Origin of the sequence: Nocardioides potassii (assembly GCF_021648885.1) — a bacterium.
In the GTDB taxonomy this organism is placed as follows: Bacteria; Actinomycetota; Actinomycetes; order Propionibacteriales; family Nocardioidaceae; genus Nocardioides; species Nocardioides potassii.
In genome coordinates this window covers 327,835-354,120 of sequence record NZ_JAKJHZ010000009.1, presented here as the reverse complement: position 1 = coordinate 354,120, position 26,286 = coordinate 327,835, and the positions used below count along the sequence as shown (strand labels likewise).

Sequence of the window (26,286 nt, the reverse complement as noted above, 5' to 3'; positions counted from 1 at the left end):
TCGAAGCCTGACGCTCCACCTCTCCACCAGCAGGGCCCCCGCTTCCCGGCGGGGGCCCTGCTGTCGTCCGCGCCTGTCTGGACCTCTACCGAATCGTGATGTTCGGTGCCTGCCCGCGCAGGGATCCGTCCCCTAGCGTGAGGCCCGGCACGCAATCCGTCGTCTCGTCCTCGAGGGGTCCCGCTTGAGCACACCAGCCGTCGAGCTCGTCGCCCTGACCAAGTCCTTCGGCGACGTCACGGCCGTCGACGGCGTCGACCTCACCATCCGCGACGGCGAGTTCTTCTCGATGCTCGGCCCGAGCGGCTCGGGCAAGACCACGGTGCTCCGCATGATCGCCGGCTTCGAGCAGCCGACCTCCGGGACGGTCCGCCTCGCCGGCCAGGACGTCACGGGCCGACCGCCCTTCGCCCGCGACGTCAACACGGTCTTCCAGGACTACGCGCTCTTCCCGCACATGGACGTGCTCGCCAACGTCGAGTACGGACTGCGGGTGAAGAAGGTGCCGCGGGCCGAGCGACGCGAGCGGGCGATGGCCGCCCTCGAGTCCGTCCAGCTCGCCGGCTACGCCGGGCGCCGGCCGACGCAGCTCTCCGGTGGCCAGCGGCAGCGCGTCGCGCTCGCCCGCGCGCTGGTCAACCGGCCCCGGGTGCTGCTGCTCGACGAGCCGCTCGGTGCCCTCGACCTCAAGCTCCGCCGCGCGATGCAGCTCGAGCTCAAGGACATCCAGCGCGACGTCGGCATCACCTTCGTGTTCGTCACCCACGACCAGGAGGAGGCCCTGACGATGAGCGACCGGATCGCGGTCTTCCGCGACGGTCGCATCGAGCAGGTGGCCGCCCCGGCCGACCTCTACGAGAGCCCGGCGTCGCCGTTCGTGGCCGGCTTCGTCGGCACCTCCAACCTCCTCGAGGGCGAGGCGGCGCGCAGCCTCGTGGGCCGGGCCGGCACCTTCAGCATCCGGCCCGAGAAGATCCACCTCGGCGACGAGGTCCACGACGGCGACGCGACCGCGCCCGGTGTGGTGCACGACGTCGTCTACCTCGGGTCGGTCAACCACTACCTGGTCCGGCTCGACGCCGGGCCCACCCTCACCGTGCTGCGCCAGAACCTGCGCGGCACCACCGACGAGGCGATGGCCCTGCGCGGTCAGCGGGTCACCGTCGGATGGGCTCCCGAGCACGTCATCGAGCTCGGCGCAGATCAACAGCTCCAGAAGGAGGAGTCATGAGGAGAACGACGATGGCCCGGGTGGCGACCGGCGCGGTGCTCGCGCTGGCGCTGGTCGGCTGCGGGACGTCCAGCGGCGACGACGACGGAGGCGGGGGCGGTGGCAACACCGGCTCGGAGGAACAGGGCGGGTTCACCGCACCCGACATCCCGATGGCCGAGTCCCTCGGTGACAACGAGGGATCGCTCAGCGTGCTCGCCTGGCCCGGCTACGCCGAGGACGGCTCGACCGACAAGTCCGTCGACTGGGTGACCCCGTTCGAGAAGGAGACCGGCTGCCAGGTGGAGGTGAAGTACTTCGGCACCTCCGACGAGGCCGTGAGCCTGATGAAGTCCGGGCAGTACGACGTCGTGTCGGCCTCGGGCGACGCCTCCCTGCGACTCATCGCCGGCGGTGACGTCGCCCCGGTCAACACCGACCTCATCGACAACTACGCCGACGTGTGGCCCTTCCTCAAGGACCGCGACTGGAACTCCGTCGGCGGCCAGATGTACGGCGTCCCGCACGGCTACGGCGCGAACCTGCTCATGTACAACACCGACGTCGTGGACCCGGCGCCGACGAGCTGGAGCGCGGTGTTCGACGACGCCGGCACCTACAGCGGCAAGGTGACGGCGTACGACTCCCCGATCTACATCGCCGACGCGGCGCTCTACCTGATGAACACCCAGCCCGACCTCGGCATCAAGGACCCGTACGCGCTCGACGCGGACCAGCTCGCCGCGGCCGTCGACCTGCTGAAGGCCCAGCGCGACAACGTCGGTGAGTACTGGTCGGACTACCTGAAGGAGACGCAGGCCTTCAAGACCGGCGACTCGGTCGTCGGCACCACGTGGCAGGTGATCGCGAACCTGGCGCAGTCCGAGGGCGCGAAGGTCGAGGCGTTCCTGCCCGACGAGGGCTCGACCGGCTGGTCGGACACCTGGATGGTGTCGTCGAAGACCGAGCACCCCAACTGCGCCTACGCCTGGATGAACCACATCATCAGCCCGGAGGCCAACGCGGCCGTCGCGGAGTGGTTCGGCGAGGCCCCGGCCAACGAGAAGGCGTGCGACCTGACGAGCAAGGGCTTCTGCGAGTCCTACCACGCCGGTGACGAGGCCTACGCCGAGAAGATCCACTACTGGACCACGCCGATCGAGCAGTGCCTGGACGGACGCACCGACGTGACGTGCACGACGTACCAGGACTGGACGCAGGCCTGGACCGAGATCAAGGGCTGACCCGTGACCCAGCAGCAGCTCGAGCGACCGGGGGGAGGTGCGGCATCCCGCTCAGGGGTGCTCCACCGCCATCCGCGGCTCCGGCTCGGGCTGCTGCTGGGACCGCCGATGCTCTGGCTCGGGGTGCTCTACCTCGGCTCGCTTGCGGCGCTGTTCATCACCTCGCTGTGGTCGGTCGACGCCTTCGGCGGCAACATCGAGCGGATCTGGAACCTCGACAACTACCGCGACCTGTTCACGATCGAGGTCTACCGGACCATCACGGTCCGCACGCTGCTCATCGCGGCGCTCGTCACGGTGATCGACGCGCTGCTCGCGTTCCCGATCGCCCTCTACATGGCGAAGGTCGCCTCGCCGCGGCTCCAGCGGATCCTGGTGATAGCGGTGCTGACGCCCCTGTGGGCGTCGTACCTCGTCAAGGCCTATGCCTGGCGGGGGATGTTCGCCAGCGGCGGTCCGCTCGACTCCGTCGGCATCTCGCCCGGATACGGTCTGGCGGCCACCGTGCTGACGCTGTCGTACCTCTGGCTGCCCTACATGATCCTGCCGATGTACGCCGGTCTCGAGCGGCTGCCGAGCTCGCTCATCGAGGCCTCCGCCGACCTCGGCGCCGGCACCGGTACGACGATGCGCCGGGTCGTGCTGCCGGTGCTCTTCCCGGCCGCGGTCGCCGGGTCGATCTTCACCTTCTCGCTGACCCTCGGCGACTACATCGCGGTGAAGATCGTCGGCGGGGCCAACCAGATGCTCGGCAACGTCGTCTACGACTCGTTCCTCACCGGCAACAACCTGCCCTTCGCCGCTGCGGTGGCGACGATCCCGGTCGCCGCGATGCTCGTCTACCTCGCGGCCGTACGACGGACGGGAGCGCTGGACTCGCTATGACCTTCTCCGGCCCGACGAGGGCGCTGCTGCGCCTGTTCACCGCACTGGTGCTGCTCTTCGTCTACGCACCGCTCGCCCTGGTGGTGCTGAACTCGTTCAACACCTCGCGCACGTTCGAGTGGCCGCCACCCGGTCTCACCACACGGTGGTGGTCCGCCGCGCTCGAGAGCGACGGTGCGCGCAACGCCATCGTGGTCTCGCTCGAGGTCGCGCTCATCGCGACGGCGATCGCGCTCGTGCTGGGAACAATGGCCGCGCTGGCGCTGCAGCGGTTCCGCTTCTTCGGCCGCGACACCGTCTCGCTGCTCATCATCCTGCCGATCGCGCTGCCCGGCGTGGTCACGGGCATCGCGCTGGCCAACGCGTTCCTCACGATGTTCGGCATCCAGCTCGGGATGCTCACGCTGGTCGTCTCGCACGCGACCTTCTGCATCGTCACGGTCTTCAACAACGCCATCGCCCGGCTGCGCCGGCTCGGCGGCAACCTCGAGGAGGCGTCGATGGACCTCGGCGCCGGCACCTTCCGCACCTTCTGGTCGGTGACGCTGCCGATGATGCGCTCGGCGCTCCTGGCCGGTGGCCTGCTGTCCTTCGCCCTGTCCTTCGACGAGATCATCGTGACCACGTTCACCGCGGGCCAGGGCATCCAGACGCTCCCGATCTGGATCTACCAGAACCTCTTCCGGCCCAACCAGGCCCCGGTGGTCAACGTGGTCGCTGCCGCCCTGATCGTGCTGTCGGTCGTCCCGATCTGGATCTCCCAGAAGCTGGCCGGCACCGACGAGTCGGTGGCCGCCGCGCGGTAGGTGCCGTGCGAGGTCCGGGTTGGTAGGAATGGCGCATGCGCCTGCCCGCCGTGCCCGGACCCCGCGACGTCCTGTCCGCCCTCGAGCGGGGCGGTGACCAGGTCGAGGCGCTCATCGGCGCCGTGCCCCGGGCGCTCGCGCTGCTGGGCCAGGCCGAGGTCCTGCTCGGTCGTGCCTCGTCGGTCATCGATCGCGTGGAGCACGTCGTCGGAGCCGCCGAGGTCGAGATCACCCGGGTGGGCACCGTCGTCGACGCCGCGACCCGGCAGGTCGAGCGCGTCGGGGGCGTCGTGGACGACGCGCACCAGCAGATCGTGCGCGTGGGCACCGTCGTGGACGGGGCGCAGGAGCAGATCGGTCGCGTCGGCGACGTGGTCGACGGGGCGAAGGAGCAGATCGGCCGGGTCGGGGCCGTCGTGGACGATGCGAGGCAGCAGGTCGACGGCGTCGGCAAGGTCGTCGACGGAGCGGCCGTGCAGGTGGGCCGGGCCGCGTCCCTGATGGACGTCCTCGAGCCGCCCCTGACGACCCTCCAGCCGACGCTGCAGACCCTCGCCGACACGACCAGCCCCGCCGAGGTCGAGGCGCTCGTGCGGCTCGTCGACCAGCTGCCCGAGCTCACGGACTCGTTGGAGAAGGACGTGATGCCCGTGCTCGCCACGCTCGGCAGCGTCGCACCCGACGTGCACGACCTCCTCACCGTCGCCCGCGAGCTCAACGACATGCTCGCCAAGATCCCCGGCATGGGCCGGCTGCGGCGCCGGATCGACGAGGAGCAGGGTGAGGACGACACCGATGCCACGGTCCACTGATGCGGAACGTGGCGCACCGCCAGTGCGTCGAAGCGGTGTGGCACGGTGATGGCACCTGCCCGGTCCGCCCAGGAGGAACCGTGAAGACCGCCCGCTCCCGCACCCTGCTCGCCGCACCCCTCCTCGTGGTGCTCGCCTTCCTCACCGCGTGCGGCGCCGACGCGGGCTCCGGCTCCGGCTCCGACGGGGACGCGGCCGGCACGACCTCGTCGAGCTCCGCTCCCGAGGGCACGAACGACGGCGGCACGCTCGCCCTCACCGCCGACGGCTCGGTCGCGGCGAAGTGCGCGGTGCCGTCCGCCGAGACGCTGTCCACCTTCGACACCGCGTTCTCCGGGACCGTCGCCTCGATGGAGGGTGGTACGGCGACGCTGGAGGTCGACCAGTGGTACACCGGAGGTGACGCGTCCACGGTGACCGTCGAGGCGCCGAGCAAGGACCTCCAGGACCTGCTGATGGCGGTCGACTTCGAGGAGGGCAAGACCTACCTCGTCAGCGCCACCGGCGACCGGGTGACGCTGTGCGGCTTCACGGCGGAGAAGTCCCCGGAGCTCGAGGCGCTGTACGCCGAGGCCTTCCCGCAGTGACCCCCGGCGCCCCGTCGGTCGTCGGACTGCTCCTGGCCGCGGGTGCGGGGGAGCGCTTCGGCGGTCCCAAGGCACTCGCCCGGGATGCCGACGGCAGGTCGTGGCTGCTGCGGTCGGTGCAGGCGCTGCGGCCGTGCGCCGAGGTCGTCGTCGTGCTGGGCGCCGAGGCGGAGCGGGCGGCGGCTCTGCTGCCGATGTCGGTCTCCCGGGTCCGGGCCGACGACTGGGCGGAGGGGATGGGCGCGTCGCTGCGTGCCGGGCTGACGGCGCTCGCCACGACCGACCACGACGCGGCCCTCGTCTCGTTGGTCGACCTCCCCGACGTCGACGCCGCCGTGGTGGCGCGCCTCGTCGGCACGACCGGCGGGCGGGGCGACCTCGCGCGGGCGTCGTACGACGGCGTGGCGGGCCACCCGGTGCTGCTCGGTCGCGACCACTGGGCCGGCGTGGTCGAGGTGGCGACCGGCGACCGCGGTGCGCGGGACTACCTCGCCTCCCACCCCACCCGGCTGGTCGAGTGCGGCGACCTGGCGACCGGTGCCGACGTGGACAGCCGCTGACGCTGCTCGGGACCCAACGTCCGACCAACGTGCCGGGTCGTAGCCTGACGCCATGCCTGACTCAGTGGCCGGTGGACTCGACTCCGCGGCGGACGTCGCCGCGCGGCTGGGCACGACGGGCTACCTCGCCGACGACGAGCTCGCCACGGTCGTCTTCCTGGCCGCCCGGATGCAGCGACCGCTGCTCCTCGAGGGCGAGCCAGGCACGGGGAAGACCGCCCTCGCCGAGGCGCTCGCGGAGAGCCTCGGCCTGCCGCTCGTGCGCCTGCAGTGCTACGAGGGGATCGACGCCAGCCAGGCGCTCTACGACTGGGACTTCCCCCGCCAGATCCTGCACCTCCGCGCGCTCGAGGCCGCCGGCCAGGTCGACTCGGACGAGGCCGAGAAGAGCCTCTACGACGAGCGGTTCCTGCTCGCCCGGCCCGTGCTCGCCGCCCTGCGGCAGGCGCCGGCGGTCCTGCTGGTCGACGAGGTCGACCGGGCCGACGACGAGTTCGAGGCGTTCCTGCTCGAGGTCCTCTCGACCTGGCAGGTGACGATCCCCGAGTTCGGCACCGTCGCCGCTGCGGAGCCGCCGCTGGTGGTGCTCACGTCCAACCGCACCCGCGAGCTCCACGACGCGCTCAAGCGGCGCTGCCTCTACCACTGGATCGACCACCCCGGCCTCGACCGCGAGGTCGAGATCGTCCGCTCGCGGGCGCCCGAGGTGAGCGAGACGCTCGCCCGGCAGGTGGTCGGGCTCGTGCAGCAGCTGCGGACCCGCGAGGACCTGCTGAAGCCGCCCGGCGTCGCCGAGACGCTCGACTGGGCGCGCGCCCTGACCTACCTCGGCACCGCCGAGCTCGACCTCGCCTCCGCTGCCGCCACCCTGGGTGCGCTGCTCAAGTACCGCGAGGACGCCGACCGGGTGAAGGCCGCCCTCGACCGGATGATGGCCCAGGCATGACTGTCGTCGAGCACGAGGCCGACGAGGTGCTCCTCGGCTTCACCCGCGCGCTGCGTGCGGCGGGGGTCGGCGTCACGCAGGACCGGGCTCAGGCCTTCCTCGCCGCGGTCGCCGAGGTCGGCGCCGACGACCGGCAGGCGACGTGGTGGGCCGGCCGGGCCACCCTGTGCGCCTCGCCCGACGACCTGTTCCGGCACGACCAGGTGTTCGCCGCGTGGTTCAACGCCCGCGACGGGCTGCCGCAGGCCCGGCCGCGCGACGCCTCGCGACCGGCGACCGCCCACCTGCTGCCGGACTCCGAGGCGGCGGGTGGCGGCGAGGGCGACGGTGACGAGGACGTGGTCCGCGCCGCGGCATCCACCGCAGAGGTGCTCCAGCACCGCGACGTCGCGTCGCTCGACGCGGCCGAGAAGCGGCGGCTGGACCGGATGTTCGTCCGGTTGTCGCTGCGCCCGCCCACCCGTCGTACCGCCCGCCACCAGAGGTGGCACCGCGGCGAGGTCGACGCGTCCCGCACGCTGCGCCGCTCGCTGCGCCACCTCGGCGAGCCCGGTGAGATCGCCTGGCGGCGCCGCGGCGTGCGGCCCCGCCGCGTGGTGCTCCTCGTCGACGTCAGCGGATCGATGAGCGCGTACGCCGACGCGCTCCTGCGGCTCGCGCACCGCCTGACGCAGTCGGCGCGGACCGCGGGCGGGACCGTCGAGACCTTCACCGTCGGCACCCGGCTGACCCACGTCACCCGCGCCCTGCACTCGCCCGACGCCGACCGCGCGATCGTCGCCGCCGGCGAGGTCGTGCCGGACTGGTCCGGCGGCACCCGCCTCGGCGAGACGCTGCGGTTCTTCCTCGACAGGTGGGGCCAGCGCGGGATGGCACGCGGCGCCGTGGTCGTGGTGTTCAGCGACGGCTGGGAGCGCGGCGACGCCGGGCTGCTCGGCGAGCAGATGGCGCGCCTCCAGCGGATCGCCCACCGTGTCGTGTGGGTCAACCCGCACCGCGGCAAGGCCGGCTACGAGCCGCTGCAGGGCGGAGTCGTCGCCGCCTTGCCCCACTGTGACGACTTCCTCGCCGGGCACTCGCTCGCGACCTTTGCCGAGCTGACGGAGGTGGTCTCCCGTGCGTGACGTGCTGCCCGAGCTGATGCAGTGGTGGGAGGCGGGCGAGACGGTCGGGGTCGGCACTGTCGTCGCCACCTTCCGGTCGGCGCCCCGACCGCCCGGCGCGTCCATGCTGGTCGGCCCCGACGAGACCGCCGTCGGGTCCGTGTCGGGCGGCTGCGTCGAGGGCGCTGTCTACGATCTCGCGCAGTCCGTCGTCGACTCGGGCGAGCCGGTGCTCGAGCGGTACGGCGTCTCCGACGACGACGCCTTCGCCGTCGGCCTCACCTGCGGCGGGATCCTCGACGTCTACGTCGAGCAGGTCTCGCGCACCACCTTCCCGCAGCTCGGGGACGTCGCCGCCGACATCGAGGCCGGTCGCCCCGTCGCCGTCGCCGTCGTGATCGAGCACCCCGACCCCGCGTGGCTGGGTCGGCGGATGGTCGTGCGGCCCGACGCGCCCGCCGAGGGGAGCATCGGGTCCGAGCGCGCGGACGCCGCCGTGCACGACGACGCCCTCGGGATCCTGGCGGCCGGCACCAACGCGACGCTGACCTACGGCCCCGACGGCGAGCGCCGGGGCGAGGGCATGCGGGTCTTCGTGTGGGGCTTCGCGCCCAAGCCCCGGATGCTGGTCTTCGGTGCGATCGACTTCGCGGCCGCCGTCGCCAAGGTCGGGTCGTTCCTCGGCTACCACGTGACGGTGTGCGACGCCCGCCCCGTCTTCGCCACCAGCTCGCGGTTCCCCGGCGCCGACGAGGTCGTCGTCGACTGGCCGCACCGCTACCTGCAGGCCGAGCTCGACGCCGGCCGCATCGACCGGCGCACGGTGCTGGCGGTCCTCACCCACGACCCGAAGTTCGACGTGCCGCTGCTCGAGGTGGCGCTGCGGCTCGAGGACGACGTACGCCCGGGCTACATCGGCGCGATGGGCTCGCGACGCACCCACGACGAGCGGATGCAGCGGCTCGTGGACGCCGGTCTGACGGACGCGGAGCTGTCGCTCCTGTCGTCACCGATCGGCCTCGACCTCGGCGCGCGCACCCCGGAGGAGACGGCCGTGTCGATCGCCGCCGAGATCGTCGCCCGGCAGTGGGGCGGTTCCGGGGAGCGGCTGGCGTCGACGCAGGGACGCATCCACCACGACGACTGAGAGAGGCGTCCACCAGGAAGGCAGTTCGCGCGCGACGGCACCGTGCTGAGCGTGGCGGAACGGGTGATCGTGGCGAACTGCCTTCACGGTGGTCTGCCCGAGCACCACGAATGAGTACGTGGTCCGCCAACTTGGGGGCTCGCGTGGGCCTCACCTATGGTCTTCGGGATGTTTTTCCGCCCCGTACCACCCCGTGTCCTCGTCCGCTCCCTCGTCTCCGCCCTCGCCGCACTGCTGCTGCTGACCGGGACGACCGCTCCGCTTCCTGCGCAGGCACGTGAGGACACCGCCTCCAGCACGCGCAGCGCGTCGAAGCTGCCGGTCCGGTTCGGCGTGGCCACGCTCAACCTCCGCAAGGGCATGCGCGTCCCCGGCATGCGGCACGACATCGGGCGCGTGCTGTCGGGCGGCCCGTCGGTGATCGGCTTCCAGGAGCGGCTCTTCAGCCGTCGCGCGCTGCGCGCCAGCCTGCCGGAGGCGTGGACACTGCTGATGCCGAAGGGCCCCACGGGCACCGACGACAACCCGATCGCCGTCGACAAGCGCGTCTGGAAGCTCGAGAAGACCTGGTCCGCCCTGCTGACCGGCAGGACCTGGCGTCGCCAGACCGGGCAGGTGGCCCACGACCAGTACGGCGTCGTCGCGGTGCTCCGGCACCGTCGTACGGGCCACACGATCCGGGCCGTGAGCTTCCACCTGCCCAACCACCTGCACAACAGGCACACCGGCGGTCCCAACTACCGCAACATGGGCGGGGTGCGGGCGATGTGGCGGATGGCCAGCAGGATCCGCGACCTCAAGGAGGGCGCACCCCCGCGCCACCAGTTCATCGGGATGTGCGACTGCAACGTCACCGAGAACCGCGACCTCACCGACAACCTCGTCAAGGGCCGGATCACCGGTCCGCTGCGGCTGGAGACCAACTGGAGCGGCCGCAAGGGCGGTTCGGGCATCGACTACGTGATGGCCGAGCGGCGCTCGCCCTACCGGATCGACTCCTTCGTGATGTACCGCCGCCTGGTGACCGACCACCCCGGGATCGTCGCGACGTTCCGCCGCGTCCGCTGACGCGCGGGCCGGACCAGACGGCCTGTTGCGAGCGTCACACTCGGGCTAGGTTGGCCGCGACCAGTGGGGAGCCGCCATGCCGACGAACGAGGACCTGCACGCACGCAGGGTGCGCGCCGTGCGCGCGTGGACGCAGTTCGTGGCCGAGGGCGACGAGGAGACCGAGGCGGTCCGCCCCGAGATCCTCAGCAGCTGGCAGCTCTCCGGCGTCGTGTCGCCGGCGGTGACGCACGCGCCGCTCGCCGACGAGGGTGACACGGCCGAGTTCTGGAACCACTCGCCGCTGCAGACCGCCGTCACGCGGGTCCAGGACGAGCTGCGGCGCACCGCCGAGGACGGCGACCTCGTCATCGCCGTCACCGACGAGCAGACGCGGATCCTCTGGACCTACGGCGGCCGGGTGATGCGCCGCAAGGCCGAGACGGTGAACTTCGTGCCGGGCGGGCGCTGGGACGAGGCGAGCGTCGGGACCAACGCGCTCGCGATCGCCGGCCGGACGGCCGCGCCGTCGATGGTCTTCAGCGCCGAGCACTACGCGGAGGTCGTGCACAACTGGGTGTGCTGGGCCGCGCCGGTCTTCGACCCGGTGACCGGTCGTCCCCTCGGCGTCATCGACCTGTCGACGACGTGGGACCGCACCCACCCGATCGGCCTGGCGACCGCACGGGTGATGGCCCGGCTGATCGAGCAGGCCCTCCCGTCCGACCGGCGTACGGCCCCCCTCGGCGCGGCGGCGCCGGACCAGCCCGGCCTCACCTTGACCCTGCTCGGCACCGCCGAGGTGTGGCTGGACGGCCAGCGGCTGCTGCTCAACCGCCGGCAGACCGAGATCCTCGCGCTGCTCGCGATGCACCCGGCCGGCCTCTCGGTCGAGCACCTGCACTCCCTGCTCTACGGCGACGCGTCGGTGACGACCTCGACGCTCAAGGCGGAGGTCTCGCACCTGCGCTCCGCGCTCGCCGGCCAGCTCTCGTCGCGTCCCTACCGCCTGACCCTGCCCGTCACGACAGACGTGGAGGAGGTGCAGCGCCTGCTGCGCCGCGGCGACGTACGAGCGGCGGTACGGGCCTACGGCGGCGACCTGCTGCCGGGCACCGAGTCCCCGGCGCTGGTGCAGATGGGCGACTACCTCGCCGTGAGCGTGCGCGAGGCGCTGCTGGTCCGGCCCGACCCGGACGCCGTCCTGCGCTACACCGAGCTCGCGCCCTACGACACCGCGGTGGTGGAGGCCTGCCTGGCCTCGCTGCCGGTCCACCACCCGGTCGCGCCGCTGCTGAAGGGCAAGCTCGCGGCGGGCCTCGCCTGACTGGTCTGCCTCCCCAACCATCCGCCAACCAGCGCGACCTAGGTTCGCTCCCACGTGACCCCCCTCACACTGGAGTGGCTGATGACGAAGATCGAACTCACCGTCGACGGGGCCGCGGTCTCCGACGACGTCGAGCCGCGGATGCTGCTGGTGCAGTACCTCCGCGAGAAGCTCGGCAAGACCGGCACCGTGATCGGGTGCGACACCTCGAACTGCGGCGCGTGCACCGTGCACCTCAACGGCACGAGCGTGAAGTCCTGCAACGTGCTCGCCGTGCAGGCCAACGGCAGCACGGTGACCACGATCGAGGGCCTGGCCGACGCCGCCGAGGGTGAGCTGCACCCCGTCCAGGAGGCGTTCCGCGAGTGCCACGGCCTCCAGTGCGGCTTCTGCACGCCCGGGATGATCATGCAGGCCGTCGACCTGCTCGCCGAGAACCCCAGCCCGACCGAGGAGGAGGTGCGGCTCGGCATGGAGGGCAACCTCTGCCGCTGCACCGGCTACCACAACATCGTCAAGAGCGTGCTTCACGCCGCCGGCCAGACGGAAGGTGCGAAGGCATGACCGCGACCCAGGACCGGCCGGCCGCCGAGATCGGCAAGGACCGTCGCCGCAAGGAGGACCAGCGCCTGATCACCGGGCGCACGCGCTGGACGGACAACATCACGCTGCCGGGCATGCTGCACCTCGCGATGGTCCGCAGCCCGTTCGCGCACGCCTCGATCACCTCCATCGACGTCGAGGCGGCGAAGGCCTCGCCCAACGTCGTCGGTGTCTTCACCGGCAAGGACTTCGGCGAGGAGCTCGGCGCGTGCATCAACGCGTGGCCGATCACCCCGGACCAGAAGACGCCCGCGCACTCACCGATGCCCGCCGACCGGGTGGCGTTCGCCGGCGAGATCGTCGCGGTCGTGGTGGCGCGCAGCGTCGCCGAGGCGCGCGACGCGGCCGAGCTCGTCGACGTGGAGTACGAGGAGCTGCCGGCCGTCATCGGCATCAAGAACGCGCTCAAGGACGAGGTCCTCGCCCACCCCGAGCTCGGCACCAACAAGTCGGCGCTGTGGGTCTTCGACTCCGGCGAGGCCGGCACGGGAACCGATGCCGAGGCCGCGATCGAGGAGGCACGGGCCAACGGGATCGTCATCGAGCGGGAGTACCGCCAGCAGCGCCTGATCCCCGCCTTCATGGAGCCGCGCAGCGTCGTGGTCGACCCGACCGGCGAGCAGATCACGATGTGGTCGGCGACCCAGATCCCGCACATCCTCCGCTTCGCCCTGGCCGCCACGACCGGTGTGCCCGAGTCCAAGATCCGGGTCATCGCGCCCGACGTGGGTGGCGGCTTCGGCGGCAAGCTGCAGGTGACTCCGGAGGAGTGGGTGGCCTGGGCGGTCGCCCGTCGGCTCGCCAAGCCCGTGAAGTACACCGAGACCCGCAGCGAGAGCCTGATGGCCGCCCACCACGGCCGCGACCAGGTGCAGACGCTGACGCTGGCCGCCGACAAGGACGGCAAGGTCACCGGGCTCAAGGTGCACCTCGACGCCGACCTCGGGTCCTACGTCGCGATCGTCGGCGGCGGCGTCCCGGTGCTCGGCGCGTTCATGTTCAACGCGATCTACAAGTTCCCGTCGTACCGCTTCGAGTGCCAGACGGTGCTCACGAACACGACCTTCACCGACGCCTACCGCGGCGCCGGCCGGCCGGAGGCGACGTACGCCATCGAGCGGCTCATGGACGAGCTCGCCGCGGAGGTGGGCGTCGACCCGCTGGAGATCCGTGAGCGCAACTGGATCACCCACGAGGAGTTCCCGTTCACGACCGTCGCCGGGCTGGAGTACGACACCGGCAACTACGAGGCCGCGACGGCGAAGGCCAAGGAGGCGTTCGGCTACGACGAGCTGCGGCGCGAGCAGGCCGAGCGTCGCGAGCGCGGCGACCGGGTCCAGCTCGGCATCGGGGTCTCGACCTTCACCGAGATGTGCGGCCTCGCGCCCAGCCGGGTGCTCGGCAGCCTCGACTACGGGGCGGGCGGCTGGGAGCACGCCAGCGTCCGGATGACCCCGCTCGGCAAGGTCGAGGTCGTCACCGGTGCCAGTGCGCACGGGCAGGGCCACGAGACGGCGTTCAGCCAGATCGTGGCGGACCGGCTCGGCGTGCCGTTCGAGGACGTCGAGGTGCTGCACGGCGACACCCAGGTGGCGCCGAAGGGGCTCGACACCTACGGCTCGCGCTCGCTCGTCGTCGGCGGCGAGGCGCTGGTGCGGGCGGTCGACAAGGTGATCGACAAGGCGAAGGTCCTGGCTGCCCACCTGCTCGAGGCCAACCCCGACGACCTCGACTACTCCGGCGGCCGCTTCACCGTCCGGGGCACCGACCAGGGCACGGCGATCCAGGAGCTGGCGACGGCGACCTTCGCGGGGCACAACTACCCCGACGGCATGGAGCTCAGCCTCGACGCCGACGCGACCTACGACCCGGTGAACTTCAACTACCCGCACGGCACGCACCTCTGCGCGATGGAGGTCGACACCGAGACGGGCGCGGTGAAGATGCGCAAGTACACCTGCTGCGACGACATCGGCGTCATCATCAACCCGCTCATCGTCGCCGGTCAGGTCCACGGCGGCCTCGTCCAGGGCATCGCCCAGGCGCTGTGGGAGGAGGCCGTGCACGACGACTCCGGCACGCTGGTGAGCGGGTCGTTCGTCGACTACCTCCTGCCGACGGCCGCCGACACGATCTCCTTCGACGTGGTCCACACCGACGACCCGAGCGTCTGCACCACCAACACGCTCGGCACGAAGGGCGTCGGCGAGGCGGGGACCATCGCCTCGACCCCGGCGGTCGTCAACGCCGTCGTCGACGCCGTACGCCACCTGGGGGTGAACGACATCCAGATGCCGTGCACGCCCGAACGGGTCTGGCGTGCGATCCACGCGAACGACGGCGACGCGGTCACCCCGGCCGATGCGATGCCTCACTTCCAGGAAGGCGCCCTCAACCAGGACGAAGGAGCAGGCCAGTGATCCCGGTGAAGTTCGACTACCTCGCGCCGACCTCGCTCGAGGAGGCCCTGTCCGCGCTCAGCGAGCACGGTGACGACGCGAAGATCCTGGCCGGCGGGCAGAGCCTGCTGCCGGTCCTGCGGATGCGGCTCAACGCCCCGGAGGTCGTGATCGACCTCGGCGGCATCGACTCGCTGCGCGGGATCCGCGACGACGGCGACGCGATCGTCATCGGCGCGATGACCACGCACCACGTCGTGCGTGATCACGAGCTGGTGAGGGAGCACGCGCTGCTGCTCTCGAAGGCGGCGGCCGAGGTCGCCGACTCGCAGATCCGCCACCGCGGCACGTTCGGCGGCGCGCTCGCGCACGCCGACCCGGCCGGCGACCTGGGCGCCCCCGCGCTCGCGCTCGGCGCGCAGTTCGTCATCCAGGGCTCGGGCGGCACCCGCACCGTCGAGGCGGACGACTTCTTCGTCGACCTCTTCGAGACGGCGATCGGCGACGACGAGATCCTCACCGAGGTGCGGATCCCGAAGCACACGGGCTGGGGTGCGCACTACGAGAAGTTCGTCCGGGTCGCGCACCAGTGGCCGATCGTCGCGGTCGCGGCGACCGTCAAGGGCTCGATCGACGAGGCGAGGATCGGCCTGACCAACATGGGCTCCACGCCCCTGCGGGCTCGCGCCACCGAGGCCGCACTGGCGGGTGCCAGCGCGACCGAGGACGGCGTACGCGCTGCGGCGGAGCAGGCGGCCGAGGGCACGAACCCGCCCACGGACCTCAACGGCGCGGCCGACTACCGCCAGCACCTCGCGCGGGTGCTGACCGGCCGGGCCGTGCTCAGGGCGGCGGGAGCGGCGTAGTGGAGCTGAGCCACCACTTCACCGTCCCCATCGGCGTCGAGGAGACCTGGGCGCACTTCAACGACATCGCCTCGGTCGCTGAGTGCTTCCCGGGCGCCCAGGTCACCGAGGCCGACGCCGACTCCTTCGCCGGGTCGGTCAAGGTCAAGCTGGGCCCGATCGCGCTGCTCTACAACGGCACCGGCACCTTCGTGGAGAAGGACGAGGCGGCGCACCGCTTCGTCGTCGACGCCAAGGGCAAGGACAAGCGCGGCAACGGTACGGCGGGCGCGAACGTCGTCGTGACGATGACCGACGCCGGCGGCTCGACCGAGGTGTCCGTGCAGACCGACCTCGCGATCACCGGCAAGCCGGCGCAGTTCGGCCGCGGCGTCATGCAGGACGTCTCCGACAAGCTGCTCGGCCAGTTCGTCGCCTGTCTCGAGCAGCGGCTGGCGGCCCCGGAGCCCGAGCCGGAGGCCACCCCCGAACCACCGCCTGGCGCGGGCGACCCCGCGCCGGGCGGTGACCCAGCGGCTGCGTCCGCCGCGCCGCCGAGGCCGGCGGCACCGAGGCCGCCGCCTCCGCCGCAGTCGACCGAGGCCCTCGACCTCGGCAGCGCCGTGCTGCCGGTCCTGGTGAGGTCGTACTGGAAGCAGGCGCTGGCGGCCGTTGCCGGCCTGGCTGTCCTGCGGCGCCTGCTCAAGCGCTGAGCTGCACCCCACACGTGTCCGCGACGCGGCCCTGGATCACCTCGGCCAGGGGCGACGACGCGGACACGTGTGCGTCCGGGGGCGTCGCCGCTCAGAAGACGTTGAGCGGGCGGAACTGCACCGAGATGCGGGGGCCGGCGTGGGCGACCTTGGGGACGGCGTGCTCCCAGGTGCGCTGGCACGAGCCGCCCATCACGACGAGGTCGCCGTGGCCCATCGTCAGCGCGATGGACGAGCCGCCGCCGCGCGGGCGGAGCATGAGCCGGCGCGGGTCGCCGACGCTCACGATGGCGACCATCGTGTCCTCCGCACGACCGCGACCGATGGTGTCGCCGTGCCAGGCGACCGAGTCGCGGCCGTCGCGGTAGTAGCAGCAGCCGGCGGTGACGAACGGCTCGCCGAGCTCGGGCAGGTAGTGGGCGCTCAGGTCGCTGCGGGCCTGGTCGAGCGCGGGGTGGGGCAGCGGGTCGCCGGCGAGGTAGGTGTGCAGGAGGCGCGGCACGTCGACCACGGCGTCGTACATCTCCCGGCGCTCGGCGCGCCACGGCACCCGCTCCACGAGGGCGGCGAAGACGGCGTCGGGGTCGTGGAGCCAGTTGCGCTGCACGTCGACCCACGCGCCCGCGGTGAGGGTACGGCGCTCGGGCGCGAGGGCTGCGGCGACGCCTGCCTCGCCGGCGAAGAGGGACGACTGGAAGTCCACCCGGCCGAGCATACCAAACGATCGAACGCCTGTTCGATCGTCAAGACAAGTCGAAGGTTTTACCACATGGTTGGTCAATTTCCAGACACCGGTCCAGCCCAGTCCTAGCCTGACGAGCATGGATCAGGTGGACCTCGTCGTACCGCGCCAGCGTGCGCTGAAGCATGTCCAGGTCCGTGAGCACGTCCGCAGCCTCATCGAGGCTCAGCCCCCCGGTTCCGCGGCACCCTCCGAGCGCGAGCTGGTCGCTCGCTTCGGCGTGGCCCGGATGACCGTACGACAGGCGCTCGACGCGCTCGTCGCCGAGGGGCTCCTGGAGCGCATCCCGGGACGTGGCACGTTCGTCGCGCAGCCGCCCAAGACCGCTGGTCGTCTGACCTCCTTCACCGAGGAGATCAAGCGCCGGGGGATGCTGCCGGAGTCCCAGACACTCCTCGCCCGTGTCGAGCAGGCCGGCCCCGGTGTCGCCCGCGCGCTCGACATCTCGCCCGGAGACCCCGTGCTGCACTGGCGCCGGCTGCGCCGGGCCGACCAGGCCATCGTGTGCGTGGAGGACGCCTACCTCAACGAGGTGCTGCTGCCGGGGTTCCTGCAGCACGGCACGCCGACGAGCCTCTACGAGGCCCTCGCGGCCCGCGGCCTGCGGCCGACGGAGGTCGAGGACTCGATCAGCGCCGACCGCGCGAGCGCCGAGGAGGCCGCGGTCCTCGAGATCGCCGAGGGCGACCCGGTCCTGCGCCACGCCCGTCGCGCCGTGTCGGGCGGCCGGATCGTCGAGGTGTCGCGCACCTGCTACCGGCACGACCGCTTCACCGTCTACCAGCAGCTCGCGGACCACTAGGCAGGCGCTGCCCGCTCAACCTCGCCGGAGCTCCTCGAGCTCGCGGGCGAGGTTGTCGCGCGCCCGCTCCTCCCAGAGCTCGCGCCCCTGCGGCGTGTGGAACAGCGACGCCTTCGCCACGAGATCGGCCAGCACGGCCGCCCTCCCCGCGCGGAAGTCGTCGTCGGCGACGAGCGCGAAGTCCGTGCGCACGCCGGCGACGTAGACGGCATAGCGCTCGGGCGGGGCGGCGAGGATGCCGAGGTCGGCGTCGCTGAGGGCGCACCCCGCGAGGTCGTCGTCGGCCGGACGGTGGTGCACGGTCATCCGCACCAGCCGCGCCACCTCGTCGTCGTACGGCGCCGGCAGTGCGCGCTCGGCCCACTGCGCCGAGCGCTCCTCGTCGTCGTAGGCCCCGTCGTAGACCGCGTCGTGGAACCACGCGGCGAGTGCGACGGTGGTCGGGTCGAAGCGCGCACCGGCGTCGGCGAGCAGCTCGAGCCGGTCGAGCACCTCGGCCAGGTGGAGCTGGTCGTGGTAGCCGGCGCGGTCCCACGCGGCGAGAAGCTCGTCACGCAGGTCGTCGGCGTCGTCGAGCGGCCAGCGGTCCGCAAGCGTCATCGCTGCGCGGCCTGCAGCTCGCGGGCCTGCTCGTGGCCGGACGCCATCGCCCACCGGATCGTGCGGGTGGCCGCGGCGCCGAGCACGCGGTTGGTCACCGGGGGGACCGGCGGCAGCCGCAGCTCGCGACGGGCGTGGGCCGGCAGCAGCCCGATGGCCGCGGTCGCCAGCGACAGGTAGCCGGGACGGGCCACGACCGGGAGGTCCGGATGGAGCAGCAGGAACCGGATCGCCTCGCGCGCGATCTCGGTGCCGCGCAGCTCCGGGGCGTAGTCCTCGAGCCAGGCGCGGAGCTCGTCCTCGGTCTGCGGCGGGTCCACGACGCCGAGGTGCGCGGCCGCGACGCCCGCCTGGGCGACGTACTCGTCGCGCTCGCGGCCCACGAGCGGTCGGTGGCCGTAGCGGTCGTGGGCGGCGAGGAAGCTGTCGATCTCGGCCACGTGCACCCAGCCGAGCAGGTGGGGGTCCGAGGCGGCGTACGGCGTCCCGTCGGGCAGGGTGCCGACGACCGACTCGTGCGCGCGCTGGACGGCCCGGATGACCTGCAGCGCGTCCTGCTCCGCCCCGAACGTGGTCATCGCGATGTAGGTCGAGACCTGCGCGAGCCGGCCCCACATGTCGCCGCGGTAGCCCGAGTGGTCGGCCACGCCCTGCATCGCGGCCGGGTGCAGCGACTGCAGCATGATCGCGCGGATGCCGCCGACGAACATCGACGCGTCGCCGTGCACCCGGGCGATGGGGGAGTCGGGTGCGAACCAGCGCGGGCCGGGCGTGCCGTGCACGCGCTCGCGCGCCTTGTCGCCGTCGGGGCCGGCAACCTTGCGGAACAGCTCGGTGCCGAGGCGGTCGCGGAGGGTCACGTCGTCGAGGCTAGCCAAGGGCTCCACGCGGCGAGAGCCACGTCGTCGCGGCCGCGCCCTGCCTCCGAGTGCTCGCTCGCACCCGACGTGCGCCAGCGGTTCCTGGTCGACACCAGCACGCTGGCCTGACGGGCGCCGTGACGACAAACTCGGTCGCCACAGCGTGTCGCGAGGACGATGCTGGTCCCATGGCGGTCGAGCGGATGGACGACGTGCGGTTCGAGATAGCACGTCCCGCGGACCCCAGCATCGAGATCCGGGTCAACGGACGGCCCCTGCAGGAGCACGCCGCTGACATCGAGCGGGATTACGATCCTTCCCTCGCCGGGTCGTACGCCGGGCTGTCCCCCCACGTCGTGGGCAGCATCCACCACTACCTCGGGCGCCCGCGCGCATCGTGGTTCCAGGACGGGGACACGGTCCTCCTCGGCTGCGACTGCGGGGAGTGGGGATGCTGGCCGCTCACCGCCGTCGTCGTCGTCATGCGCGACACCGTGCGGTGGTCGGGCTTCCGCACCGGCCATCGTGACTGGGACCTGGGCGACCTCGGGCCCTTCGAGTTCGCCCGCCACGAGTACGTGCGGGCGCTCGGTGTGCTCGGGCCGTACCTGCCCGAGTGAGCAGCAACAGCTCAGGACTCCGCGGCGAGGTCCCCGGCGTCGATGATCCGGTAGGCGTAGCCCTGCTCGGCGAGGAAGCGCTGCCGGTTCTGCGCGAAGTCGGCGTCGACGGTGTCGCGGGAGACGACGGTGTAGAAGTGCGCGCTGCGGCCCTCGGACTTCGGGCGCAGCAGCCGGCCCAGGCGCTGCGCCTCCTCCTGCCGTGAGCCGAAGGACCCGCTGACCTGGATCGCGACCTCGGCCGACGGCAGGTCGATGGAGAAGTTGGCGACCTTGCTGACCACGAGCAGGCCGATCTCGCCGGAACGGAACGCGTCGAAGAGCCGCTGGCGCTCCTTGACCGGGGTCTCGCCCTTGATGACCGGGGCGTCGAGCAGCTCGGCGATCTCGTCGAGCTGGTCGATGTACTGCCCGATCACGAGCGTCGGCTGGCCGGCGTGCTGCCGCACGAGGTCGCGGACGACGTCGATCTTGGCGTGGGTGCACGAGGCGAGGCGGTAGCGGGTGTCGGGGTCCGCGGTGGCGTAGGCCAGCCGCTCGCCGTCGGGGAGCGTCACGCGCACCTCGACGCAGTCGGCCGGGGCGATGTAGCCCTGCGCCTCGATGTCCTTCCACGGGGCGTCGTAGCGCTTGGGGCCGATCAGCGAGAACACCTCGCCCTCGCGGCCGTCCTCGCGCACGAGGGTCGCGGTGAGCCCGAGGCGACGACGCGCCTGCAGGTCCGCAGTCATGCGGAAGATCGGCGCCGGCAGCAGGTGCACCTCGTCGTACACGATCAAGCCCCAGTCGCGGGCGTCGAGCAGGTCGAGGTGCGGGTAGACGCCCTTCCGCCTGGTCGTCAGCACCTGGTAGGTCGCGATCGTGACGGGGCGGATCTCCTTGACGGCGCCGGAGTACTCGCCGATCTCGTCGGGGGTCAGCGACGTCCGCGCGACCAGCTCGTCCTTCCACTGCCGTGCACTCACGGTGTTGGTGACGAGGATCAGCGTGGTGGCCTGGGCGTGCGCCATCGAGGCGGCGCCGACGATCGTCTTGCCGGCGCCGCACGGCAGCACGACGACCCCGGACCCCCCGTCCCAGAACGACTCGGCCGCCTCGCGCTGGTAGGGCCGCAGCGTCCACCCGTCCTCGGCGAGGTCGATCGCGTGCGCCTCACCGTCGACGTAGCCCGCGAAGTCCTCGGCCGGCCAGCCCAGCTTGAGCAGCGCCTGCTTGAGGTTGCCGCGCTCGCTCGGGTGGACGGCGACGGTGTCGTCGTCGAGACGGGCCCCGACCATCCCGGCGATCTTCTTGGCACGCAGCACCTCCTCGAGCACGGGACGGTCCGTGCTCGAGAGCACCAGTCCGTGCACCGGGTGCTTCTCGAGGCGCAGGCGCCCGTAGCGGCCCATGGTCTCGGCGACGTCGACGAGCAGTGCGTGCGGTACGGCGTAGCGCGACCACGTCAGCAGCGCGTCGACGACCTGCTCGGCGTCGTGGCCGGCGGCGCGGGCGTTCCAGAGGCCGAGCGGCGTCAGGCGGTAGGTGTGGATGTGCTCGGGCGAGCGCTCGAGCTCGGCGAAGGGCGCGATCGCCTTGCGCGCCTCGGCCGCCGACGGGTGGTCGACCTCGAGCAGGAGCGTCTTGTCCGACTGGACGATGAGGGGGCCGTCGTTCATGCCGACGCGGCTGCCTTCTGGCGGGCGCGGAAGGCCGCGACGTTGGCGCGCGAGGAGCAGCGGTCGGAGCAGTAGCGGCGCGACTGGTTGGGGGAGGTGTCGACGAACACGTTGTCGCAGCGCGGCTCCGAGCAGATGCCGAGGCGGGTCGCGCCGAGGTCGCACACCAGGTTGGCCAGCCCCATCAGCGACTCGGCGATGAGCAGCTCGGCCACCGACGACGCGCGGTTGGTGACGTGCATGTGGAGGTTGGCCGGGTCGTGGTCGGAGATCATCGGCGTCACCGGGTGGCTGGCGAGCAGGTCGTTGAGCGAGCCCACGACGAGCGTCACGTCGTCGACGTCGGACGCCTCGAAGACCGCCCGCAGCTCCGTCTGGAACGACCGGAGCGCCGGGACGTCGGCCGGCGACACCGATGCGTGCAGCCAGCTCCGGTCCGCCAGGTGCCCGGTCAGCGCCTCCTCGTCGGGGAGGTCGGCGTTGACGAGCGCAGCGGCGCGCTCGGCGTATCGGATGAAGTCCACAGGACCATCCTACGAGCGTGGTCCTTACACGTGCCCGACTACGCCTTGCGGACCGTCGTGATGCGGTGCACCGCGAACTCCCGTACGACGTCCGCGCGGTGGTCGAACGCCGAGAGCCGGCCGCCGTCGAGCCGGCGCGGGTCGACGACCCGCTCGCCCGTGGCCCCGTGGTTGTCGACGTAGCCGATCACGACGGTGGCACCGGCCTCGATCGCGTCGCGGAGGGCCGCCAGCGCGCCCGAGGGCGTCGTCGCCTCGGCGCTGGCCGGCCGGGACGACTCGGCCCGGTCCCCGGCGCGGATCGCGGTCGCGACGGCCCGCACCTGCGCCGCCTGACGGGCCGACACCGCGCCGGCGGGACGGCGGCCGCGACGCCCGCGGGCGCGGAGCAGGTCGGGACGGCTCACCCGCACGGTGCCGTCGGCGGCCTCGACGACCGGAGCGGCGCCCAGCTCGCGCAGCCGGGGCAGCAGCACGTCGAGCGGCGAGGTCGAGATGGCGACGGTGGGCGCGAGCAGCCGCAACCCGAGGGTCCGCGAGCGCGGGTCGTGCACCAGCGCGGCCAGCGCGGCCTCGTCGTCCGCGCGCAGGAACGCCTCCGCGTGCCCGACGCGCACGGTGCCGAACGTGCGGGCCACGTCGTCGACCAGGAACTCGAGCGGCTGGGGGACCGGGGTCTGCGAGACGCTGGTCAGGAAGTCACGGACCTCGAGCGCGGACCAGCCCGCGTCGAACCCGCGTCGCAGCGAGCCGGGCGTGAACCGGTAGACCGTGGCCCCGCCGCGGGACTCGACGTCGGCGAGCAGGTGCAGCCGCCGGGCCACCTCGGTCTCGAGCGGGCCGGGCGCGACGGCGGTGAGGTCGGCCTGGAGCAGCACGTGGTCGACCGCCTGCGGCAGGTGCGCGTCGATCGCCTTCGCCGCTCCGGGGAGGTCGTCCTCGGCGACCCGGCGACCGCTCTCCGGGAGCCCGCCGGCGCCGCTCACGCCGAGGGCAGCCGCCTCGTCGAGGGCGGCGGTCACCAGGTCGGCGAAGATCGCGGGACGTCGCGGCCGCAGCCACTCGACGTGCGCCACGACGGAGGCGACGCCCGTGCCGACGGCCAGCACCTCGCCCTCGGGGACGTCGGCCAGGACCCGGAGCGCGAGCCGTCGTGCCTCCTCGGCCAGTCCGCTCGACAGCTCGGGTGCCAGGGCGTTCCACGCCTTGCCGGCCTGGTCGCGGGACCCGACGAGCGACGGCATCCGGCTGCTCGACAGCCATCCGCCGACGAGGCGCGCCCACCGCTCGGCGGTCGGCCGCCCCGACCACACGTCGAACTCCTCGGTCGGCAGCCAGGCGGCCGTCCCGTCGGGCTCGGTCCCCTCCGCGATCAGCCCGGCCGACAGCGCGACCTCGACCAGCAGCGCGGCTCCGGCGTCGTCGACGTGCAGCTCGCGCGCGACGGCCTTGAGGTCACGCACCGCGAGGCCGCCGCTGCGGAGGACGCTCGGCGGCTGCACGCCCCAGTGGTCGAGCAGCAGCTCCGTGCGCCGTACGACGTCGAAGGCGGCGCCCGCGGCCGTCCGGGCCACGAGGTGGGGGTCGCGCGAGGCGGTGGCGAGGGCCGGCACGTCGTCGACCGGCTCGGTGGTGGTCCGCCCGCCGCGCAGCGCCAGACCCACCTCGCCGGGGAGCACGACGGTGTCACCCTCGCGGGGCACGAGCAGGCGTCGGCTGATCAGCTCCTCGGCCGGGCTCGCGGCCTGGTCGGGGGAGACGGTGCGGCGCGCCGAACCGGTCGTCCCCTCCCCGCCGTGGGCGTCGACGTGGCGCAGGAGCGCGGTCGCCGCCGGGCTCAGCTCATCGAGCAGCGCGGCCACCCGGCCGGGGCTCGGCGGCTCCGGGCTCGACGGGCGCAGGCCGCTCACGATCCCGGCCATGCCACGCATCGCGTCGGCCACGCCGCTCAGCGCGCGGATGCCCCCGGGCGCCTCCCAGGCCAGCGCGAGGTCGAGCAGCCGCTCGAGCGCCGCGGAGGTCCGGGCGGGGTCGGCGTGGACGATCGGGACAAGTCCCTCCGAAGTGGTTTGACCTGCAACCAGCAGGGCATCAAGCACCGAGAGCTCGAGGCGGTCGAGGCCGTCCAGGGCGCGGTGGATCGACGAGCGAGTGGCGGCCCGTGAGGCCAGCTGCGAGGAATCCTGAGGGGCGGGTGTGGCGAGATCCGGACGGGCCCGCAGGAGCGCGACGAGCCGCTCGTCCGGCCAGCTCCGCAGCTGGTCGGCGAGGGTTCGTGCGGGTGTCACCCGCCCACGACTGGACATCCCTTCTACGCTACTCGCCGGGTCGGCGCCGCCGCCCGGCGCGACGCGGAGAGGGACGGCATGAGGAACGTTGACCTGCACCACGGGGCGGCGAGCGACGTCGGCCTGGTGCGCACCGTCAACGAGGACTCCTACCTGGTCGCCCCGCCCGTCTTCGTCGTCGCCGACGGCATGGGCGGGCACTCGGGCGGCGACGTGGCGAGCCAGATGGTCGTCGAGGAGTTCCAGCGCCTGGCGGAGTCCTACGACCCCGCCCGCGGCGCCGAGCAGGTCGCCGACACCTTCGCCCGCGCGCAGGCGCGGATCGTCGACTACGGCAACGCCCACCGCGCGATGACGCCCGGCTGGCACGCCGGCACGACAGCGGTCGTCGCGGTCCTCGTCGACGACCACGGCGTCGCCAAGTGGCTGCTCGCCAACCTCGGCGACTCGCGCATCTACCGCATCACCGAGGGCCGCCTCGAGCAGATCAGCGTCGACCACTCGGTGGTGCAGGAGCTCATCGACGCCGGCCAGATCACCGCCGAGCAGGCCGCGACCCACCCCGAGCGCCACGTGATCACCCGGGCGCTCGGCAGCCCGGAGGGCATCGACCCGGACTTCTTCCTGCTGCCGCTCGGCTCGGTCGAGCGGCTGCTGCTGTGCAGCGACGGCGTCACCGGGATGATCGAGGACAAGGAGATCGAGGACATCCTCGAGACCGTCGCCGATCCCCGCGACGCCGCCGACAAGCTGGTCCGCGCGGCGGTCGCGGCCGGCGGCCGTGACAACGCCACGGCGATCGTCGTCGATGTGGTGGGATTGGTGAAGGACGCGACCTACGACTCCCGGCGCCAGCTGGAGAGCCTCGAACACAAGCTGGGGGGACGACTGTGAGCACTGACGCCAGGTTCGCACCGGGGGACTGGTACGCCGTGGTCGGCGAGCACGTGACGGTCCTGCTGCCCGGCAGCCAGCGCGACCGCGTGGCCTCCCTGTGGGAGCTGGCCGACTCGGGAGCGAGCGCGGACGCGGTGCTCGACGCCCTGGTCGCGGGCGGGCTGTCCTCGCTCGACCACGTCGCCCTCGTCGCCCACGGCGACGACTCCACCCGCCTGCTCGTCCGCGGTGCCCCCACGGCGACGGTCGTTGCGACCGAGGGCGAGGAGATCGTCAGCGCCGCCCCCGGCACCACCTGGGCGGAGCGCCTCGTCACCGGGGTCACGAGCGTGCGCGTCACCCTCACCGGGGACAGCGACGCCGACCACCCCCTGACGCCCGGCATCGCGCGGGTCTCGGTCGTGGAGTTCGGTACGCCGTCCGCGGCGGCGCCGGCTCCTCCCACCGAGCCGGTCGTCGCCGAGCCGGTCGAGCAGCCGGTGGCGGAGCCCGTCGCCCCGGTGGTCGCGGAGCCCGAGCCCGAGCCTGCGGCCCCGATGAGCTTCGGCGAGCCGGAGGACGACCCGACCCCGACGGGGGAGACCCCCGTCGTCGAGGCCGACGACTGGTCCGACCGCGACGGCCACACCGTGACCGGTCCGCCGGCGCCGGACTTCGACCGCCCGCCGATCCCCGGTCAGGAGATCGCCCCGGAGGTGGTCTCGCAGCCCGTCGCCTCGCTCGTCTTCTCGACCGGTGACGTCGTGCTCGTCGACCGGACGGTCCTCGTCGGCCGTGCGCCCGAGGCCCGCCGCTTCGCCTCGCACGACCAGCCCCACGTGGTGACCGTCGCGAGCCCGCACCAGGAGATCTCCTCGACCCACCTCGAGATCCGTCCCGGCGCCGGGGCCGACCACGGCTCGGCGATCGCCACCGACCTCGGCTCGACCAACGGCACCGTGCTCGCGCAGCCGGGTCTGGACCCCGAGGAGCTCAAGCCCGGCATCGCTGTCAGCCTCGTCCCCGGCGCGGTGCTCGACCTCGGCGACGGCGTCACCATCCAGGTCACGAACCCCTGAGCC

At 72.6% G+C, this 26,286-nt stretch carries 26 protein-coding genes; 20 read left to right on the top strand and 6 right to left on the bottom strand.

The genetic code is table 11. The annotated features are described in order from the left end of the window. Positions 1 to 184 precede the first annotated feature (184 nt). The 16 genes from L2K70_RS15460 to L2K70_RS15385 all read left to right on the top strand — a co-directional run bounded on the left by L2K70_RS15460 (position 185) and on the right by L2K70_RS15385 (position 16,234). Positions 185 to 1,231 (top strand): ABC transporter ATP-binding protein, encoded by a 1,047-nt coding sequence (locus L2K70_RS15460; RefSeq protein ID WP_236403152.1) that lies wholly within the window; start codon positions 185 to 187, stop codon positions 1,229 to 1,231. Next, the gene (locus tag L2K70_RS15455; RefSeq protein WP_236403150.1) at positions 1,228 to 2,454 is read left to right on the top strand and encodes an ABC transporter substrate-binding protein; all 1,227 of its coding nucleotides are present in this window, start codon (positions 1,228 to 1,230) and stop codon (positions 2,452 to 2,454) included. The genes L2K70_RS15460 and L2K70_RS15455 overlap by 4 nt, the downstream gene beginning before the upstream one ends. A 3-nt stretch (positions 2,455 to 2,457) precedes the next feature. After that, positions 2,458 to 3,339 carry an ABC transporter permease gene (locus L2K70_RS15450; RefSeq protein WP_236403148.1) on the top strand — a complete coding sequence of 294 codons (882 nt, stop codon included), beginning with the start codon at positions 2,458 to 2,460 and terminating at the stop codon, positions 3,337 to 3,339. Beyond that, positions 3,336 to 4,145: an ABC transporter permease gene (locus L2K70_RS15445; RefSeq protein WP_236403145.1), complete on the top strand. Its 810-nt coding sequence runs from the start codon at positions 3,336 to 3,338 to the stop codon at positions 4,143 to 4,145. The genes L2K70_RS15450 and L2K70_RS15445 overlap by 4 nt, the downstream gene beginning before the upstream one ends. Before the next feature lie 35 nt (positions 4,146 to 4,180). Next, positions 4,181 to 4,957 carry a hypothetical protein gene (locus L2K70_RS15440; protein WP_236403143.1) on the top strand — a complete coding sequence of 259 codons (777 nt, stop codon included), beginning with the start codon at positions 4,181 to 4,183 and terminating at the stop codon, positions 4,955 to 4,957. An 80-nt stretch (positions 4,958 to 5,037) separates the two neighbouring features. Further along, positions 5,038 to 5,544 (top strand): hypothetical protein, encoded by a 507-nt coding sequence (locus L2K70_RS15435; RefSeq protein ID WP_236403141.1) that lies wholly within the window; start codon positions 5,038 to 5,040, stop codon positions 5,542 to 5,544. Continuing rightward, entirely contained in the window at positions 5,541 to 6,104 is a 564-nt protein-coding gene (locus L2K70_RS15430; protein WP_236403140.1) for a nucleotidyltransferase family protein, read from the top strand. Before L2K70_RS15435 ends, L2K70_RS15430 begins: the two co-directional genes overlap by 4 nt. Positions 6,105 to 6,156: 52 nt before the next feature. After that, positions 6,157 to 7,050, top strand: coding sequence for an AAA family ATPase (locus L2K70_RS15425; RefSeq protein WP_236403139.1), 894 nt, complete (start codon positions 6,157 to 6,159; stop codon positions 7,048 to 7,050). Further along, positions 7,047 to 8,174 carry a vWA domain-containing protein gene (locus L2K70_RS15420; RefSeq protein WP_236403138.1) on the top strand — a complete coding sequence of 376 codons (1,128 nt, stop codon included), beginning with the start codon at positions 7,047 to 7,049 and terminating at the stop codon, positions 8,172 to 8,174. Before L2K70_RS15425 ends, L2K70_RS15420 begins: the two co-directional genes overlap by 4 nt. Next, positions 8,167 to 9,300, top strand: a complete 1,134-nt coding sequence (locus L2K70_RS15415) for an XdhC family protein (protein ID WP_236403132.1) — start codon at positions 8,167 to 8,169, stop codon at positions 9,298 to 9,300. The genes L2K70_RS15420 and L2K70_RS15415 overlap by 8 nt, the downstream gene beginning before the upstream one ends. Before the next feature lie 168 nt (positions 9,301 to 9,468). Then, the gene (locus L2K70_RS15410; RefSeq protein WP_236403131.1) at positions 9,469 to 10,368 is read left to right on the top strand and encodes an exonuclease/endonuclease/phosphatase family protein; all 900 of its coding nucleotides are present in this window, start codon (positions 9,469 to 9,471) and stop codon (positions 10,366 to 10,368) included. Between the two features lie 76 nt (positions 10,369 to 10,444). Then, positions 10,445 to 11,674, top strand: a complete 1,230-nt coding sequence (locus L2K70_RS15405; RefSeq protein WP_236403129.1) for a sigma-54-dependent transcriptional regulator family protein — start codon at positions 10,445 to 10,447, stop codon at positions 11,672 to 11,674. 81 nt (positions 11,675 to 11,755) lie between these two features. Next, positions 11,756 to 12,238: a (2Fe-2S)-binding protein gene (locus tag L2K70_RS15400; RefSeq protein WP_236403127.1), complete on the top strand. Its 483-nt coding sequence runs from the start codon at positions 11,756 to 11,758 to the stop codon at positions 12,236 to 12,238. Next, complete coding sequence (locus tag L2K70_RS15395; RefSeq protein WP_236403126.1) at positions 12,235 to 14,697, top strand: xanthine dehydrogenase family protein molybdopterin-binding subunit; 2,463 nt, start codon at positions 12,235 to 12,237, stop codon at positions 14,695 to 14,697. Before L2K70_RS15400 ends, L2K70_RS15395 begins: the two co-directional genes overlap by 4 nt. Further along, positions 14,694 to 15,542: an FAD binding domain-containing protein gene (locus L2K70_RS15390; RefSeq protein ID WP_236403123.1), complete on the top strand. Its 849-nt coding sequence runs from the start codon at positions 14,694 to 14,696 to the stop codon at positions 15,540 to 15,542. The genes L2K70_RS15395 and L2K70_RS15390 overlap by 4 nt, the downstream gene beginning before the upstream one ends. Continuing rightward, a complete protein-coding gene (locus tag L2K70_RS15385; RefSeq protein WP_236403121.1) occupies positions 15,542 to 16,234 on the top strand; it encodes an SRPBCC family protein in 693 nt (230 codons plus the stop codon). Before L2K70_RS15390 ends, L2K70_RS15385 begins: the two co-directional genes overlap by 1 nt. Before the next feature lie 91 nt (positions 16,235 to 16,325). On the opposite strand, the gene L2K70_RS15380 is transcribed toward L2K70_RS15385, so the two are convergent. Continuing rightward, positions 16,326 to 16,937, bottom strand: coding sequence for an alpha-ketoglutarate-dependent dioxygenase AlkB (locus L2K70_RS15380; protein ID WP_236403119.1), 612 nt, complete (start codon positions 16,935 to 16,937; stop codon positions 16,326 to 16,328). Positions 16,938 to 17,055: 118 nt separating this feature from the next. Between L2K70_RS15380 and L2K70_RS15375 the strand changes: the two genes are divergently transcribed. Beyond that, the gene (locus L2K70_RS15375; RefSeq protein WP_236403117.1) at positions 17,056 to 17,778 is read left to right on the top strand and encodes a GntR family transcriptional regulator; all 723 of its coding nucleotides are present in this window, start codon (positions 17,056 to 17,058) and stop codon (positions 17,776 to 17,778) included. 15 nt (positions 17,779 to 17,793) lie between these two features. Here the strand turns inward: L2K70_RS15375 and L2K70_RS15370 are convergent, their stop codons facing one another. After that, entirely contained in the window at positions 17,794 to 18,378 is a 585-nt protein-coding gene (locus L2K70_RS15370; protein ID WP_236403114.1) for an HD domain-containing protein, read from the bottom strand. After that, positions 18,375 to 19,238 (bottom strand): oxygenase MpaB family protein, encoded by an 864-nt coding sequence (locus L2K70_RS15365; RefSeq protein WP_236403113.1) that lies wholly within the window; start codon positions 19,236 to 19,238, stop codon positions 18,375 to 18,377. Before L2K70_RS15365 ends, L2K70_RS15370 begins: the two co-directional genes overlap by 4 nt. Before the next feature lie 188 nt (positions 19,239 to 19,426). On the opposite strand from L2K70_RS15365, the gene L2K70_RS15360 reads away from it, so the two are divergent. After that, positions 19,427 to 19,858: a hypothetical protein gene (locus L2K70_RS15360; RefSeq protein ID WP_236403111.1), complete on the top strand. Its 432-nt coding sequence runs from the start codon at positions 19,427 to 19,429 to the stop codon at positions 19,856 to 19,858. An 11-nt stretch (positions 19,859 to 19,869) separates the two neighbouring features. Here L2K70_RS15360 and L2K70_RS15355 read toward each other — a convergent pair whose 3' ends face one another. The 3 genes from L2K70_RS15355 to L2K70_RS15345 are packed head-to-tail and all read right to left on the bottom strand — an operon-like array spanning position 19,870 to position 24,346. After that, positions 19,870 to 21,516: a DNA repair helicase XPB gene (locus tag L2K70_RS15355; RefSeq protein ID WP_236403108.1), complete on the bottom strand. Its 1,647-nt coding sequence runs from the start codon at positions 21,514 to 21,516 to the stop codon at positions 19,870 to 19,872. Next, entirely contained in the window at positions 21,513 to 22,040 is a 528-nt protein-coding gene (locus tag L2K70_RS21735; protein WP_236403100.1) for a CGNR zinc finger domain-containing protein, read from the bottom strand. The genes L2K70_RS15355 and L2K70_RS21735 overlap by 4 nt, the downstream gene beginning before the upstream one ends. A gap of 38 nt (positions 22,041 to 22,078) precedes the next feature. Beyond that, positions 22,079 to 24,346: a helicase-associated domain-containing protein gene (locus L2K70_RS15345; RefSeq protein ID WP_236403099.1), complete on the bottom strand. Its 2,268-nt coding sequence runs from the start codon at positions 24,344 to 24,346 to the stop codon at positions 22,079 to 22,081. A gap of 60 nt (positions 24,347 to 24,406) precedes the next feature. Here L2K70_RS15345 and L2K70_RS15340 point away from each other — a divergent pair, with 60 nt between their 5' ends. Next, positions 24,407 to 25,222, top strand: coding sequence for a PP2C family protein-serine/threonine phosphatase (locus L2K70_RS15340; protein ID WP_236403098.1), 816 nt, complete (start codon positions 24,407 to 24,409; stop codon positions 25,220 to 25,222). After that, positions 25,219 to 26,283 (top strand): FHA domain-containing protein, encoded by a 1,065-nt coding sequence (locus L2K70_RS15335; protein ID WP_236403097.1) that lies wholly within the window; start codon positions 25,219 to 25,221, stop codon positions 26,281 to 26,283. Before L2K70_RS15340 ends, L2K70_RS15335 begins: the two co-directional genes overlap by 4 nt. Positions 26,284 to 26,286 lie beyond the last annotated feature (3 nt).